The organism is Nocardia sp. NPDC049149 (assembly GCF_043197455.1).
GTDB lineage: Bacteria > Actinomycetota > Actinomycetes > Mycobacteriales > Mycobacteriaceae > Nocardia.
The window spans coordinates 155,548-171,499 of record NZ_JBICTD010000003.1; the positions used below are offsets into that span (position 1 = coordinate 155,548).

The window sequence follows — 15,952 nt, forward strand, 5'->3', positions numbered from 1 at the left end:
GGCAGCGACGCTGCCGCGACCGGGTCAGCTCTGGCCGACCCCGTTCGGAGTCTTGGTGGTCGGGTAGGCGGCGCGAAGACGCTGCTGGGCAGCGGGTTTCGCGCCGAGATGATCGAGTCCGAGCAGGGCGGCGCCGAGAACCGGTGGGGCGACGACGATTCGAGGCTCCGCGAGGGGCGCAGCCGCTGCCAGGCGGTCCATCAGATTGTCGATCAGCAGCGGCTGGCGGGCGGCAAGGACACCACCGCCGAGGACAACCGGGGTCGGTTCGTCGAGCAGGCGCAAACGGCGCAGCGCGACGACGGCGAGGCGGGTGATCTCGTCGGCTTGCCGGTCGATCAGGCGCAGGGCGATCGGATCGCCGGCCTCAGCCGTGCGGAACAGGACCCGAACCAGTTCGTGCAGTCGCTGTTTCGGCAACTGGCCGAGATGGATCGCCTCGGCTACTGCGTTTGCGCCGGCCAGGCCGAAGTACGTGCCGATGGCGGCCGACAGCGCGGTCGGCGCGCCACGGCCGTCCTCGGCGCGCGCCGCGTGCCACATGGCCTCGGCCGCCATGCCACCACCACCGCCCCAGTCGCCGGTGAGCCTGCCGAGTGCGGGAAAGCGAGCGGTGGTGCCGTCGGGAAGCAGTCCGACGCAATTGATTCCGGCGCCACACACCACCGCGACCCCGCGCGGGCCGTCAGTGCCCGCGCGGAGCAGGCCGAAGGTGTCGTTGGTGACGGCCACGGTGCTTCCCCACGGCCGGCCCGCGATGGCGGCGTGCAGCCGTTGCTCCTCGACCGGCAGGTCGACGTTGGCCATACAGGCGCTCACCCTGGTGGTCAGCAACCGCCCCGTGGTCAGTCCGGCCTGCTCGGCGGCTTGTTCCACCAACGGCGCCAGCCCGTCGATAGCACGGTCGACCCCGTCGCGTTGCGGTGCGAAGCCGCCGCCACGCGCGGTGCCGAGGACCGTTCCGTCGAGCGCGACCAGCGCCACGTCGACCTTGCTGTTGCCACCGTCGATGGCGAGGACGCCACGAACCTGTTCGTTCACGCCCAGCTCAGATATGCCCGGTTGTGGGCGATCAGCCGGTCGGTCAACCGGTCGGCGAGCTCGAGCTGACCGACCAGGGGGTGCGCAAGCAGCGCGTCGAACACCCGATCACGGCTGCCGTCCAGGGCGGCGCGCAGCGCGAGGTCTTCGTAGGCGGTGACGTGCGCGATCAGACCGGCGAACAGTGGTTCGACCGGGCGCTGCGGCAGCGCGCGTATCGTGCCTGCGTCCACCTGTGCCTGCACCTCGATCACGGCGTCGTCGGGCAGGAACGGCAGGATGTTGTCGTTGCGGACGTTGACTACCTGAACGCCCCCACCGGTACCGAGCAAGGACGCAAGCAGCTGCACTGCGGCCTCGGAATAGAAAGCGCCGCCGCGCTTTGCGAGCAGTTCAGGTTTGTGGTCAAGCGTCGGGTCGGCATACATCGCCAGCAACTGCCGCTCGATCTCCGCGACCTCGGCCGCCCGCGATCCCCCGGCCCGCATCTCTTCTACCACCACGTCGTGCTGATAGAAGTAGCGCAGATAGTACGAGGGCACGACACCGAGCTGCGCGAGTATTGATCGGGGCAGGCGCAGATCCGCCGCGATCTCCGCGCCGAAGTCGGTGAGCAACTTGGGCAATATCTCCTGCCCGGTCGCCGCCGCCGGATGATCGAGCAGGGTGACCCCCCGCTCCCAGGTCAGGTGGTTCAAGCCGACATGGTCGAGGCGGATCAGCTCCGGGTCGACGCCCAAGTGCGCGGCGAAGTTTCGCTGCAGATGGATCGCGACATTGCACAGGCCGACGGCGCGATGGCCCGCGTTCAGCAGGGCGCGCGTGATGATGCCGACCGGGTTCGTGAAGTCGATGATCCACGCGTCCGGGTTGGCCCTGCGGATCGACTCGGCAATGTCGAGCACCACCGGGACCGTGCGCAGCGCCTTCGCCAGGCCGCCCGCCCCGGTGGTTTCCTGTCCGACACAACCGCATTCGAGCGGCCAGGTCTCATCCGAGTTCCGTGCGGCCTGGCCGCCGATGCGCAGCTGCACGAGGACGGCATCGGCGCCGTCGACCCCCGCCGCGATCGAGGTGGCCGTGGAGATCCGTGCGCCGTGACCCTGTGTGGCGAAGATCCGCCTGGCCAGGCCTGCGATCAACGCCAGCCGGTCCTCGGCCGGATCGATCAGGGTGAGCTCGCCGATCGGGAGGGTGTCGCGCAACCGCGCGAAGCCGTCGATCAGCTCCGGCGTATAGGTGGAGCCACCGCCGACGATGGCCAATTTCAGTGCGGGCATCAGCCTTTGACCCCTGTCAGTGTCACGCCTTCGATGAAGGCCTTCTGGGCGAAGAAGAAGAGGATGATCACCGGCGCCATCACCAGCACCGTCGCGGCCATGGTGAGGTTCCAGTTGGTGTGGTGGGCGCCCTTGAACGACTCCAGCCCATAGCTGAGCGTCCAGGCCGCCGGGTTCTCGCTGGCATAGATCTGCGGCCCGAAATAGTCGTTCCAGCAATAGAAGAACTGCAGCAGCGCCACCGCCGCGATGGCGGGCTTGGCCATCGGCAGCACCACCTGCAGCAGGATCCGCAGATGCCCGCAGCCGTCGATGCGCGCCGCCTCGAGATATTCGTCGGGGATGGTCAGCAGGAACTGCCGCAGCAGGAAGATGGCGAAGGCGTCACCGAAGGCCAGCGGGATGATCAGTGGCCAGAGCGAGCCGGTGAGGTGAAACTGCTTGGCCCACACCAGATACATCGGGATCACGGTGACCTGCGGCGGCAGCATCATCATCGAGACGACCGCCATCAGCGCCAGGTTGCGGCCGCGGAAGCGGAACTTGGCCAGCGCGTAGGCGACCGGGATGCTGGAGAGCAACGTCAGCGCGGTGCCGACCCCGGCGTACATCAGCGTGTTACGCCACCAGGTGAGGAAACCCGGTGTCTGCCACACCTCGAGGTAGTTGCCCCACTGCCATTCATGGGGCCACAGGTCCGAGGTCAGCGACTGCCGGTCCGTCATCACCGAGGTGAGGAAGACGAACACGAACGGCAGCAGGAAGATCAGCGCGGCGGCGATCGCCAACGCGTGCACCGCAACCCAATTCAACGCGCGCTTGCGGCGCGGTCCCCTCGGCTCCGCAGGCTGCTCCAGGTCGAAGATCGGCCGGGCCGTAGTCATGGTCATCGCTCAGTCCTCCTGCAGGAAGCCGGATTTGCGCCGCAGCAGCAGTGCGGTGAAAGCCATCGAGATGGCGAAGAGGATCACCGCGACGACGCACGCCGAGCCGGTGTCGAAGCGCTGGAAACCGAGGTTGTAGATCATCTGCGGCAGCGTCCAGGTCGATCCGTGCGGGTAGCCCGGCTCGAAAGGCTCACCGGGACTGCCGATCTTGCCGCTGGCGACCTTGCTGGCCACGATCGCCTGGGTGTAGTACTGCGTCGTCTGGATCACGCCGGTCACCGCGGCGAACAGCACGATGGGGGTGATGTTCGGGAAGGTGATGTACCGGAACTGCTGCCACGGGCCCGCGCCGTCCAGCTTCGCCGCCTCGTACTGTTCCCTCGGCACATCGAGCAACGCCGCCATGAAGATGACCATCAGGTCCCCGATGCCCCAGACCGCGAGCATGGTCAGCGCGGGCTTGGACCAGCTGGGGTCGGTGAACCAACCCGGCTGCGGCAGACCGAGATTGCCGAGCAGATGGTTGACCGGGCCGGTTCCCGGGTTCAGCAGGAACGCGAAGGCCATGGTGGCCGCCACCGGCGGAGCCAGATACGGCAGGTAGAGCACGGTGCGGAAGAAGCCGACCCCGGTCTTGATCTTGGTGACCAGCAGTCCGATGCCGAGCCCGAAGATCACCCGCAGCGACACCATCACCACGATCAGCCACAGGGTGTTGCGCAACCCCGGCCAGAAGAACGGGTACTTGTCGAGGACGTAGGACCAGTTCTTCAAGCCGGTGAAGGTCGGCTCGGTGAATCCGTCGTACTTCGTGAAGGAGAAGTACAGGGTGGCCAGCAGCGGGTAGGCGAAGAAGACGGCGAACCCGATCAACCAGGGTGCGAGAAAAGCCAGGGTGCGGATCCGGTCCCGACGGCGCTTGTGCCGCAGCGCCTTCGGGCCGACCGTGCTCAACAGTGCCATCGTTTCAGGTCACTTCGCCTGGTCGATCGCCTCGTCGATTTCCTTGGCGGTGGCGGCCAGGCCCGCGCGCAGGTCGGGCTGCTTGCCCGCCTCGTATTCGTACCCGAAGTTACGCAGCGAGAGCTGGTATGCGCCGCCGTTGATGCTCGACGGCGTCGTCGAGGAGTTCGGGTTCTTGGCGATCTCGACGAAGGTCCGGAAGTTCGGATCCGTCGTCAGCTTCGGCGAGCCGAGCGCGTCGAACGTGCTCGGCACGTTGTTGATCGCATTGGCGAAGCTGACCAGCGCATCGGTGTCGGTGGTCAGGTACTTCACGAATTGCCATGCGGCGGTTTGCTTCCGGCTCGACTTGGCGATGCCGACGATGGTGCCGGTCTGGTAGCCGCGGCCATAGGTGGCGGCCTGATCGTCCGGGACGGGGAACGGTGCGGTGGCCCAGTCGAAGGTCACCGGGTCGGTGGCGATCGATGCGGTGCGCCACTCGCCGTCGAAGGACATCGCCACCTGGCCGGTGTGGAAGGGGTTCTTGGCACTGAACTCGTCACCGAAGCCGGTGCGGTACTTCTCCAGCTTGTCGAAGCCGCCGAGCTTGGCGATCAGATTCTTCTGCCAGGTGTACATCGCGGCGACCTTCGGGTCGGCGGCCACGGTCGACTTGCCCTGGGCGTCGAAGTATTTCGCGCCGTACTGGCCGAGGTAGTGCATGGGGGTGGTCTCGTAGCCGTGGTAAGTCGGCATGAAGCCGAGCTGTTTGTAGCTGTCGCCCTCGGCGATGGTCAGCTTGACCGCGGCGTCTTCGAATTCGCTGAAGGTCTTGGGCGGCGCGGTGATTCCGGCGGCGGCGAAGGCCGTCTTGTTGTAGTACAGGCCGTAGGCGTCGCTCAGCAACGGCAGCGAGCATTGATTGCCTTGGAACTGACTGTATTCCAGCATCGCGGCCGGGAAGGTCTTGACCGGGTCGATGCCGTCCTTCTTCAGCAACGGATTCAGATCGGCCCACACGTTGGCGGAGCAGAACTTGCCGACCTGGTCGGTGGTGAAGGAGGCGACCACATCCGGTGCGTCGGAGCCCCCCGCCCGCAGTGCCTGCTCGGTCTTGTCGTCGGTGATGTTGCCGACCAGCTTGACGTGAATGTTGGGGTGCAGTTTCTCGAAAGCGGCCACGTTGTTCTCGATGGCCTTGACCTCGTGGTCCTGACTCCAGCCGTGCCAGAACGTGATGGTGACGTCCTTGCCCTGGTCCGAACCGTCGTCACCGCCACCGGTGCTCTGGCCGGTACAGCCTGCGACGAGTAGGGCGACCATGGCGCTTGCGGTGGCGGCGGCGAGCGTGCGGAGCGTTGATCTGCGCATATGAGTGTTCTCCGATGGGTACTGCGTGGGTCTGGCGAGGATCAGTGGGTCGAGAAGACGGCGTCGCGGGCGGACGCCAACGCGCGCTGGAGTGCGCCGTGCAGGACGGGCGAACCGGTCAAGGTGCTGCTGCGCACCTCGGGTCGCAGGACGGTGAGCTCCGCCAACGCGTCCTCGACGAGACCGCGCAGCCGTTCGCCACCGGCACACGGCATTTCGCCGGCCAGGATCAACAGCTCCGGGTCGATCACGGAGACGATCGAGGCGAGCCCGAGGGCCAGCCTGCTCGCGAGTTCGGCGAGGAAGGCATCGCCCTCCCCCGGTGTGTCCGTGGCCTCGGTGACGACCAGTGCACCGGTCGGGGCGGTCAGGCCGTGGCTACGGGCCAGTGCCAAAACCGCTGGCTCCCCGGCCAATTCCTGGAACCCACCGGAGTTCTTCCTGCGGACGTCGTGCACGATCGGCGCGCCGGGCAGCGGCATGTAGCCGACTTCTCCTGCGCCGCCGTTGAAACCGCGATGCAGCTGGCCCGCGATCACGATGGCCGCGCCGATGCCGGTGCCGGTCCAGAGCAGCACGAAGTCTTCGCAGCCCTGTGCCGCGCCATGGGTCTGTTCGGCGATGGCCACCAGGTTGACGTCGTTCTCGATCGACACCGAAGTCCCGATGGCCGTTTCCAATTCGGCGACCAAGCGCGGCGGATGCCAACCCGCCAGGTGGGTGGCGTAGCGCAGCTTGCCGGTGGCCGGATCGAAGACGCCGCCGAGGCCGATCACCGCCTCGCGCAATGCGCCGTCGGCCAGGCCCGCCAGACCCACCGTCTCGGCAACTGCCTCGGCGACTTTGCCGATGGTGCGCGCCGCCGTCCATCCTTTCGTGGGCACCTGATGCTCGGCGAGCACGGTTCCGGTGATGTCCGCGACCGCAATTCGGACCTGCGTGTTGGTGACATCGAGCCCGGCCACATAGCCCGCCGCCGGATTCACCTGGTACAGCTGCGCATTCGGGCCGGGTCCGCCCGTCATCATGCCGACCGGCACGACCAGGCCCGCCGACTCCAGCCGGGCGAACAGCTGCGAGGCGGTGGGCTTCGACAGCCCGGTCATGGCGCCGATCTGGGTCCGCGACAGCGGACCGTTGGTGAGCAGCAACTCCAGCGCGGCGCGATCGTTGATGGCGCGCAACAGGCTTGGTGTCCCGGCGAGGGTGTATCGCGTGGTGGCCACGTGATGCCCGCCCTTCCAGTCCTGCCCGGGCGGCAACGGCCGGGTGAACTATTAGGAAAGTTTCCAATTACTTGAGGAGGGACTGTATGCCCGGTATGACCGGCTGTCAATGACCGCTTCGGCACCGGTGATCACCCGTCACCTGGGTACGCACATGCGGATCACAGTGCCGAGGCGATGGTGAAGGTCGACCTCCCTGCCGGTGGCGCCTCATCGCCGGGCATGTGAGTTGGGTGACATCGGGGCGAGGAATGGGAGGCGGGGAACTATCTTCTGGCGGATAGTCGTCGAACGGAGGTAGCTCGTGTTCCGCTTGCCTGCCGCGCTGTTGGCCGCGGTGACCGCCGTCGGCGTCGGCGCACCGGTCGTTGGCGCCGAAGCCGACATACCGGTCTACCGCGAATATGTCGCACTCGGTGATTCCTATACCGCCGATGTCTTCACGAGCTTGCCGCCGACAACGGAATTCGTGCCATTCAACTGCGATCAGTCCGCGACCGACTATCCGCACCAGGTTGCCGCAGCGCTGCGCGTCGGAGTCTTTCGGGACGCCAGTTGTGGTGGTGCGAAAACCGACAACATGGCCGGTCCACAAACCGTGCCGCTCGGCGTGAATCCGCCCCAGTTCGATCGGCTCACGCCGACAACGGATTTGGTGACGGTCAGCATCGGCGGCAACGACCTGCGGCTGCAAGAACTCATCGACCGGTGCCGCGACCTCGGCACCCTGCTCCCCGGCGCATCCACGTCGAACAGCAACGGCTGCCAAGATTCGCACGACGCATTCGCCGCTCTCGTGGCCGCGACAACACCGAAGGTAACGGCTGTCCTCGCGCAGATACGCGAACGCTCGCCGCGAGCGCGAGTGCTGCTGGTCAACTATTTGAACGCCGTGCCGACCGACGGCACCAGCTGCCCACCCTCACTTCCGGTGCACGATGACGACGTCGCGTATCTCGCTTCGACGATGGCCGACCTCAACACCATGCTGGCCAGGGTGGCCGCCGAGGCGCACGTGCAGTTGGTCGACACTTACGGTCCGTCACTCGGCCACGATGTGTGCCAAAGCCCAGAGGATCGCTATATCGAAGGCCTAATACCGTTCTCGCCCAAGAACCCCCAATTGCTCGCCTTCCCTTTCCATCCCAATGCCGCAGGCGCCAGCGCACAAACCCGAGCCGTGCTCGCCGCAATCACCGATCGATAATCACCCATCGAGCATCACCTTGATATCGGCGGCGATGCCCGGCAAGGGCGCGGTATTGCCGATCTGGGCGAACCAATCCCACAGTTCGAGCGCATGGTAGAGCCGGTAGATGCCGACCCGATCGGACCAGCGCTCCCGAAGCTCGCCATAACCCACCTTCAGGCCGGACAGCTTGGCCGGGTCGCCGTGCATCGCGTAGTAGTCGGCTTTGGCCAGATCCATCAGCGGGTCGGCGGCGATCGCGTTTTCCACATCGATCAGGCCGGTGAGCGCAGGCCCGGCCGGGCGGTCGACTACCAAGAGGTTGCCTTCATGAATATCGTTGTGGCACAGCACAGCTGATGTGCACTGCGCGAACAGTTCGCCGCGTTCGGCAACGTAGTGCTGAATACCCGAATGCAGCTCGGGGTCCCCGCCCAGATCACCGAATTCGGCCAGCTTCTTCTCGAACTGGCGGTGCATGTACGCGGTATTGCTCGACAGCGGGTCGAGGATCCGGTCGGTCAGATACCCGTAGGAGTCCCGGTCGATGGCGTGTATCGCACAAAGCAGCGCACCGAGCTGGCGGTAGATCGAGCGCAGGTCATCGTCATCGAAGCGGCACTCGGAGAGCGGCACCCCCCCGGCAGCAGGCTCATCACCAGGTAGTCGGTGTCGGCATGCAGGATCGTGGGGACCGGGCCGATCGAGTGCTGCTCGAGCAGCTGATAGACATACACCTCTTTCCGCAACTTCCACCGCCATTGAGGCTGGTAGATCTTGACGATGACCGCTGGAACCGCACCGGTACAACGTATTTCGTAGACCGCGCTGAGCTCGCCTCCGGTGCGCGGAATGACGTCGACGAGCGACGCGGCGGGCAATGCCTGGCGCAGTATCTTCTCAGCGGTCCGCGAATCGAGTGTCCCCTCCACGTGAGCCACGGTAGCCCGGTGTGCCACCGCAGCCCACGGAAATTCTGGCTGGCACGGTCAGGAGTGGTAGCGACCTTCCAGAGGTAGCGACGAAGGCGCCGTCGCTACCGCCAGGCGCTGTCGGCGGCACGCCCAAGGGGCAGCACGATTTTGGACGGGAACCGGGCGGAATGCTCGATGGTGGTGGTCGAGCCGAGTAGTCCTGGGATGTCCAGGGGATGCGGCATGCTGGCGGGGAAATTGCTGCTGGAGATCCTGACCCGGAGCCGGTGCCCGGCCTCGATTTTCTGTGCGGTCGGGAAGACCCTGACCTGAACCTCGGTGACCTGACCCGGCACCAGAGGTTGCTGCGAGGACGAAGTGTTCTGGTGGACAGCGGCATAGACGGTGCCGTCGGCGGTTCGCCATGACCGCTCCTCGTCGAGCGCACGCCGCTTGGCGGTGAGCGATCCCTCGGTGAGCTGGCGAACACTACCGTCGGGGGCGACATCTTCGACGGCCACATCGAAGGCGGCGTCGGTCGCGGTCGATGCGGCGAACAGGTCGGCCGTGATCGGCCCCGCGAGTGTCATGCCTTCATCGAATGGCGTTGTGGTGTAGGTCAATCCATTCTGCGGGCCGATTTCGGTCTGGCTGCACGGCTCGTGCAGATTGCCCAGCGAGAGCAGGTTGATCACGAATTCGAAGACACCACCGGTGGCTTTGCCGAACGCGCGACTGCACGGGCTGTTGACCAGGGAGTAGTCCCAGCGGTCCGCCGCCTGATCGCCAGCGGGTGGTGCGATCGAGAGTTGGTTGCCGTCAAGGTAATAGCTCGTCGGGGTGGTATCGGGGAACGGGTAGGCACTGGCGCTCATGCCGTTACCGTTGCCATCGATCACGTTGAGCGGCTTATTGTTTCGATCGATCCCGTTGTCCATACCCTTGAGCCAATGGTCGAACCATGCCGCGGTGTGTTCCTCGGTGCGGATGCGTCCGGTCGGCGCGAACCCCGTGGTGACGTGCGGCCATGGTCCCTGCAGGATTTGGTAGCGCGGGTCCGGCTGCATAGCAGCCTCCTGCGGTCGTCGAGAGGTCGAGCAGTTGTTCAAATGCAGAATATGTACTGACAGTTCCGAGTATGAGCCCATCGAATCGGCACCATATACACCGCGCTGAACATGCCTGTGGTGTTCGCGCCCATCTGCGTTCGGCGCGCACGTCCGGATGGTTCGGGGTTGGTGTCGGTGGCTGATGCGAGACTCTGGGACATGCGATGGGCGGTGATGGAGACCGAGGGTGGGGGTGCGCGTCTTTGCCCGCTTGATCGAGAGGGGCGGGTGGCGGGGGCGGTGGTGTGGGAGCCGTCGTTGGTTGAGGCGGTGCGATCGCGGCCGGAGGTCGAGCGGTGGGTGTGGCGGTCTACCGCGGAGATCTATCGGGGGTTGCTGGCGGGCGGGGTGCGGGTCGAGCGGTGTTATGACGTGCAGGCGGCGGAGGCGCTACTGATCGGGCACGAGGAGGGGCAGTCGGGGCAGGCTCGGTCGTTGGCGGCGGCCTGGGCGCGGCTGCACCGGTTGCCTGTTCCGCCGGATGCGCCGGCGCGGGCTGCGGAGACACAGCCGTCGTTGTTCGAGTCTGGGCCGGTGCCGTTGCCTGCGGGTACCGACGAGTTCACGGCGCTGCTGGAGGTCTACGCGGGGCAGTTGGCGCGGACGGAGAAAGCCGAGCATCCGGAGCGGATGCGATTGCTGCTGGCCGCCGAGTCGGCGGGGATGTTGGTGGCGACGGAGATGTCGCGGGCCGGAATCCCTTGGCGTGCCGATGTTCATCGCGAGCTGTTGGACACGATGCTGGGTGAGCGGTTTGCGGGCAGCATGGAACCGCGGCGGATGGTGGAGTTGGCCGATGCGGTGTCGCAGGCGTTCGGGCACGGCGTCCGGGTTCGGCCGGATCTACCGAACGACATCATCAAGGCCTTCGGGCGCGCAGGAATTCCGTTGTCCTCCACCAGGAAGTGGGAGCTGCAGCAGATCGATCACCCTGCGGTGGAACCACTGCTGGCCTACAAGTCGCTCTACCGCTTGTACACCGCGCACGGCTGGTCGTGGCTCGAGCAGTGGGTGCACGATGGGCGGTTTCGTCCCGAATATTTGCCCGGCGGAACGGTTTCGGGCCGATGGACCACCAATGGCGGTGGCGCCCTGCAGATTCCGAAGGTGATTCGGCAAGCAATCCGGGCGGACCCTGGATGGACGCTGGTGGTTGCCGACGCCGATCAGATGGAACCGCGGGTGCTTGCCGCGATCTCGCGCGATCCGGGCCTGATGGAGGTGGCCGGGCGCGGCGACGATCTGTACGCGGATCTGGCCGCCCGCGCATTCGGCGGCGATCGCGCGCAGGCGAAAATCGCGCTGCTCGGCGCGATTTACGGGCAGACGTCCGGTGATGCACTCACGCACATGGCCGAGCTTCGCCGACGTTATCCGGCCGCGGTGGCCTATGTCGATGACGCGGCGCGCGCCGGCGAGGAGGGCCGACTGGTGCGCACATGGCTGGGCCGCACCTGTCCGCCACTGACCGCCACATCGCTCGACGAGGACCAGGACGACGAGGGTTCCCCTCGCTACGGCAGCACCTCCGCGGCCCGCGCGCGCGGCCGATTCACCCGCAACTTCGTGGTGCAGGGCAGTGCCGCCGACTGGGCTCTGCTGGTCCTGGCCGGCCTGCGGCATGCGATGTCCCAGGCCGGGCTTCGGGCCGAACTGGTCTTCTTCCAGCACGACGAGGTCATCGTGCACTGCCCGGCGGAGGAGGCTGCGACAGTCGCCGAAGCAATAACCGCGGCGGCCGCGACCGCTGGCACGCTCACCTTCGGGCCCACGCCGGTCCGGTTCCCGTGCACGACCGCGATCGTGGAGTGCTACTTCGACGCCAAGTAGTCACTCAGCGGTGGCGGTCATCGCGCGCAAGTACGGACACTCTTCGGCGGGGTTGGCGTCCGGGCAGGTCAGCAGGTGCTCGAGCAACGCCTTCGCAGTCGCCAGTCGTTGCTGCTCCTGTTCGATCTCGTCCAACCGTCCGACGACGGCTTGCCGCCATTCGTGATTGCGGGCAGCGAGGACCGTGCCGATCTCGTCGAGGGTCATCAGGCCGGTTTCGCGCCACATCCGGATCAGGCCGATCCGATGCAATTCATCGCGACCGTAGAGGCGCCAGCGGGACCGGCGCTGCGCCGGGCGCAGCAGACCGCGCTGTTCCCAGTAGCGCAGCGCCGATTCCGCGAGGCCGAATCGCCGTGCCGCCGTGCCGATTCCGACCAAGCCACCTGGCTGACCGGCCACTGCTCGAGTGTCGCTCATCGCACCCGCCGTTCTTGTCGTCGTAGGTCTTGATCTCAAGTCGACTTCAAATGATTTGGTAAGGCAAGCCTAACGAAGAACACGGGTGGTGAATGGCTGCCACCGCACTTGCGACAGAGAGGTAGATCTGGTGAACACCGAATACTCCGAAACCGTCATTGTCGGCGCGGGCCAGCAGGGGTGCGGGGTGGCCGCATCACTGCAAGACATCGGCCATGCGGCGGTGGTCGTCGAGCGGGCCGAGGTCGGGCACGCATGGGCGCATCAGCGTTGGGACAGCTTGCTGGTCGGTAGTGGGAACCGCACGATTCAGTTTCCAGGATGGGAGTACGACGGCACCGACCCTGACGGCACCATGTCGGGGCGAGAACTGGCCAGGCATCTACGCCGCTACGCCACAGAACGACAGCTTCAGGTGTTGCAGCACACCGAGGTTCACGCGGTCGAGTGTCCGCCGGATGCGGCGAATGGCGACGATGTCAGGTTCCGGACGCAGCTGTCCAGCGGCACCATCCTCACCTCGCGCAATCTCGTCGCGGCGGTGGGCGGCTATGCGAACCCTCGAGTACCGGACTTCGCGGCCGCTATCGATCCGGGCGTCCAGCAGGTGCATTCGCGCGACTACCGCAATCCCGAATCATTGCCGGACGGCGCCGTTCTGGTGGTGGGCGCAGGCATCAGCGGACAGCAGATCGCGGACGAACTCGCGGATGCCGGACGCAGCGTGTTCCTTTCGGTCGGTCGCCACCGTGTGTTTCCGCACCGCTATCGTGGCCGGGGCGTGCACGAGTGGATGTACATATTCTCCCTGTACGAGGATTTTGTGACGGCCGAGACCATGCAGGTCGAGGGCGGCACGCCGACCAAGCTGCCCGGCCTGCCGGTGACCGCCGTGACCAACCGCAACGCGGCACTCAACCTCGGCACGCTGGCCGAAAAGGGCGTAGTCCTGGTCGGTTCCGCACGCGCGGCCGACGGCAGCATCCTCTCGGTGGACGACAACGTTGTCGCCATCGCGGAGGACTCGTCTCGGTCGCTGCGCGCGATTCTGCAGAAGATCGATGCCGGAATTCGCCAGCGCGGGTTCGTGGCGCCGGAAGAGCACCCACCGCTCGACGTGAACATGACGCACATAGCCGACTTCGGAAACAAGCTCGACCTGGCGCACCACGGCATCACCTCGATCATCTGGTGCACCGGCTTCGGGCCGGACTATCACTTCCTGCCGAAGCGGGCGCTCGACGAGCACGGCGCGCCCATCCAGCACAAGGGCATGCTCGGCGCATTGCCAGGGCTCTACTACGCGGGGCTACCGGACGGAAACTCGCTGCACCTCACGGGAATCCCCGCGACAGTCGAGTGCGGACGGTTCATCGCACGCCAGATCCACATCGACGCCGTCATGCGATCGGGTTCCTCGGCATCCGTCGTGGTGCACTGAGCGGCCTCAGCACATCAGTCGAACCGTTCCGCAGGTTCCAATGATCCGCACGATCGCGCGCGGATCATTGCAGCCTGCGGCCGAGGTGACCCACGAAGGGCCTGGGTTGTGGGGGCCGTTGCAGGACAGCCTAATTGGCGATCGACAGCGGCGCAGCCCAGGCCCAGCAGGCAACGGTGATCAGCGCACCTTCTGCAGCCACAGATCGGAGCGGCCACCACCGATCTCGACACACTTGCCCGGCGGGGTCCACAGCTTGGCCTCCTTGATGCAGTAGGCCGTCGCCACGTCCGCCTCGCGGCAACTCCACGAACCCCACCCCGGGTTCGACGTACAGTTCGTCCCGGCAGCGGATTCCCCGGCGAACACGAACGCGGACGCGGCGATCGCCGCCGCGACGGACAGCACAACTCGAATGACCATCGTCTGCACCCCTCTTGCTGAAACCTGTTGAATAGCAACACCATATCGATGCTCGAGCCGTCAGAACCCGCAGCAAGGACGGGTTGGCAGTCCCTTGGCAGCCACGGTGGCAGCGCCCACCCACGCCCGGCGGCGTGCACGCCATCACCGTGCGGGGTCAGCGCCCTCGCACCCGCGAAGCGATCTGGACGACAGCGACAAAGAGCAACCACAACACCCAGAGGATCACCGTGCCGATTGCCGTCCCGTACAGGATCACGAACCCTGCATACTCCCCCACTCGACCCCAGTAGTCGCACGGTCCGACATCGACGGGGATAGTGGCGCACTCCGGATGGCGACCAATCGCACCGACCAGTGTGGCGAGCATCGACAGCACGAGCGCCGCGCAGAAACCGCCGACCAGACCCCAGACCACTCGCACCCGCACTGCCACAGCGTCAGACGGTACCTCAGGCTTCGCGCCCGAAGATCCCCCGAGAGCGTCCCAGGATGACCGCTCCCAGCAGCCACGCGAGATCAACACCCGCACCTCGAGTCAAGAGTCCCGACACATCATTCAGGTATCGAAAGTCCGCAAGCGGATAACCCCAAGGCACCACCTAGCGGCAGTTTTACCTGGTCACGGCATGCGGACCGTTGACCGGCACCCCTACCATTGCTGATCGTTAGCTACATGCCATACAAGGTCGGGAACACTCAGAAAGCAGGGAGCTCCAGAAGGTTTGCTGTAGCGGCGAAGGTCGTCGTGTGCCTGTTGGTCACGGTCGGCATGATGAGCCCGATCAACGGGGCCGCGAACCCCGCCATACCTGGCAGTGCCAGCGGTCCGGACGGGCCGATCTGGGTGCCCAATTTCGGGACCGGCGCGGTCGCCGCGGTCGACCCCGCGACGATGCAGCTGGTGTCGGAGATTCCGAACGTGGGCGATCACCCGATGGTGATCAAGGAGCTGCCGGACCACTCACGCCTGTTCGTCGGCAACTTCGGTCCATTGACCTGGAATGTCTCGGTGATCGATACCGCGACGCGCTCGGTCATCGCGCGGATTCCGACGATCGGCGCGGCATACGAGGTGATCCAGCTGTCCCATGACGGCCGCTACCTGTACGTTCCGACGTCGCTGTCGGTGATCGACGTGTTCGACACCCACACCTTGCAGCTGGCGCGCACGCTGCCGATCGCTCTGCCACCCCTGCCCGTTCATGTGGAGATCGCCCCCGACGACTCGGTGCTGTACGCGCTGACCGCCAGCGGCCAAGCGACGAAGTACGACGCGAATACGGGCGCGATGCTCGCACCGCCCATCTTCCTCAACGGCCTGGTCCCCGGGTGGGGTGCGATGAGTCTGTCCGGCGACACGATTTATGCGGTGAACACCCATTCCGGTGTCACCATCATCGACACGAAGAGCTGGTCGGTGACCCGCACCATTTCGCTGCCGTTCGACGCCGAACCGATTTCGGGGACGCTGACCCCCGACGGATCCCGACTGTGGGTGTGCGACTACTACACCAAGGAAATCCTGGTGCTCGACGCGCACACCGGCGACATTCTGAATCGGATAGCAACCCCGAGTTTCCCGGTGTACGCCGGCTTCTCCCCGGACGGGCACACCGCCTACGTCACCGTCGTCTCGGACGGGTTGAAACTCGGGTTCTGGAGCCCACTGACGGATCCGTTCCAGCAGATGATCGCCGAACAGCTGAATCTCGATACCTCACTGATCGCCTACAACGTCGACACCGGCGAACCGGGGCCGAAGCTGACCGTCAAGGGCGCATTCTTCGCGGGTGTTTTCCCCGGCTGAAGCGGCTGCGCTCCCGACCCTCAGGGATGGGGTCGGGAGCGCACTCGGCTCGGCGCCCTAAGGGCG

The 15,952-nt window shown here is 65.9% G+C and carries 15 protein-coding genes; 4 read left to right on the forward strand and 11 right to left on the reverse strand.

Annotation, left to right across the window (positions count from 1 at the left end):
* Positions 1-24: 24 nt before the first annotated feature.
* The 6 genes from ACGFNJ_RS11630 to ACGFNJ_RS11655 are packed head-to-tail and all read right to left on the reverse strand — an operon-like array spanning position 25 to position 6,750.
* Entirely contained in the window at positions 25-1,041 is a 1,017-nt protein-coding gene (locus ACGFNJ_RS11630; protein ID WP_393446214.1) for an N-acetylglucosamine kinase, read from the reverse strand.
* Positions 1,038-2,321: a 6-phospho-beta-glucosidase gene (locus ACGFNJ_RS11635; RefSeq protein ID WP_393446216.1), complete on the reverse strand. Its 1,284-nt coding sequence runs from the start codon at positions 2,319-2,321 to the stop codon at positions 1,038-1,040. Before ACGFNJ_RS11635 ends, ACGFNJ_RS11630 begins: the two co-directional genes overlap by 4 nt.
* Complete coding sequence (locus ACGFNJ_RS11640; RefSeq protein WP_393446218.1) at positions 2,321-3,211, reverse strand: carbohydrate ABC transporter permease; 891 nt, start codon at positions 3,209-3,211, stop codon at positions 2,321-2,323. Before ACGFNJ_RS11640 ends, ACGFNJ_RS11635 begins: the two co-directional genes overlap by 1 nt.
* Before the next feature lie 3 nt (positions 3,212-3,214).
* Positions 3,215-4,171, reverse strand: a complete 957-nt coding sequence (locus ACGFNJ_RS11645) for a carbohydrate ABC transporter permease (protein ID WP_393446220.1) — start codon at positions 4,169-4,171, stop codon at positions 3,215-3,217.
* A gap of 9 nt (positions 4,172-4,180) precedes the next feature.
* Positions 4,181-5,524: an ABC transporter substrate-binding protein gene (locus tag ACGFNJ_RS11650; protein WP_393446222.1), complete on the reverse strand. Its 1,344-nt coding sequence runs from the start codon at positions 5,522-5,524 to the stop codon at positions 4,181-4,183.
* Between the two features lie 41 nt (positions 5,525-5,565).
* The gene (locus ACGFNJ_RS11655; protein ID WP_393446224.1) at positions 5,566-6,750 is read right to left on the reverse strand and encodes an ROK family transcriptional regulator; all 1,185 of its coding nucleotides are present in this window, start codon (positions 6,748-6,750) and stop codon (positions 5,566-5,568) included.
* 304 nt (positions 6,751-7,054) lie between these two features.
* Between ACGFNJ_RS11655 and ACGFNJ_RS11660 the strand changes: the two genes are divergently transcribed.
* On the forward strand, positions 7,055-7,957 hold the full coding sequence (locus ACGFNJ_RS11660) for an SGNH/GDSL hydrolase family protein (protein WP_393446226.1): 903 nt from the start codon (positions 7,055-7,057) through the stop codon (positions 7,955-7,957).
* Here the strand turns inward: ACGFNJ_RS11660 and ACGFNJ_RS11665 are convergent, their stop codons facing one another.
* Positions 7,958-8,575, reverse strand: coding sequence for a phosphotransferase family protein (locus tag ACGFNJ_RS11665; protein ID WP_393446228.1), 618 nt, complete (start codon positions 8,573-8,575; stop codon positions 7,958-7,960).
* 400 nt (positions 8,576-8,975) lie between these two features.
* On the reverse strand, positions 8,976-9,920 hold the full coding sequence (locus ACGFNJ_RS11670; RefSeq protein WP_393446230.1) for a CocE/NonD family hydrolase: 945 nt from the start codon (positions 9,918-9,920) through the stop codon (positions 8,976-8,978).
* 201 nt (positions 9,921-10,121) lie between these two features.
* On the opposite strand from ACGFNJ_RS11670, the gene ACGFNJ_RS11675 reads away from it, so the two are divergent.
* Positions 10,122-11,792 carry a bifunctional 3'-5' exonuclease/DNA polymerase gene (locus tag ACGFNJ_RS11675; protein ID WP_393446232.1) on the forward strand — a complete coding sequence of 557 codons (1,671 nt, stop codon included), beginning with the start codon at positions 10,122-10,124 and terminating at the stop codon, positions 11,790-11,792.
* Here ACGFNJ_RS11675 and ACGFNJ_RS11680 read toward each other — a convergent pair whose 3' ends face one another.
* Entirely contained in the window at positions 11,793-12,212 is a 420-nt protein-coding gene (locus tag ACGFNJ_RS11680; protein ID WP_393446234.1) for a MerR family transcriptional regulator, read from the reverse strand.
* Positions 12,213-12,342: 130 nt separating this feature from the next.
* On the opposite strand from ACGFNJ_RS11680, the gene ACGFNJ_RS11685 reads away from it, so the two are divergent.
* Entirely contained in the window at positions 12,343-13,653 is a 1,311-nt protein-coding gene (locus ACGFNJ_RS11685; protein WP_393446236.1) for a flavin-containing monooxygenase, read from the forward strand.
* Between the two features lie 180 nt (positions 13,654-13,833).
* Here the strand turns inward: ACGFNJ_RS11685 and ACGFNJ_RS11690 are convergent, their stop codons facing one another.
* Complete coding sequence (locus ACGFNJ_RS11690; RefSeq protein WP_393446238.1) at positions 13,834-14,076, reverse strand: hypothetical protein; 243 nt, start codon at positions 14,074-14,076, stop codon at positions 13,834-13,836.
* Positions 14,077-14,233: 157 nt separating this feature from the next.
* Complete coding sequence (locus ACGFNJ_RS11695; RefSeq protein ID WP_393446240.1) at positions 14,234-14,512, reverse strand: hypothetical protein; 279 nt, start codon at positions 14,510-14,512, stop codon at positions 14,234-14,236.
* Positions 14,513-14,824: 312 nt separating this feature from the next.
* Here ACGFNJ_RS11695 and ACGFNJ_RS11700 point away from each other — a divergent pair, with 312 nt between their 5' ends.
* On the forward strand, positions 14,825-15,886 hold the full coding sequence (locus tag ACGFNJ_RS11700; protein WP_393446242.1) for a cytochrome D1 domain-containing protein: 1,062 nt from the start codon (positions 14,825-14,827) through the stop codon (positions 15,884-15,886).
* Positions 15,887-15,952: the final 66 nt, after the last annotated feature.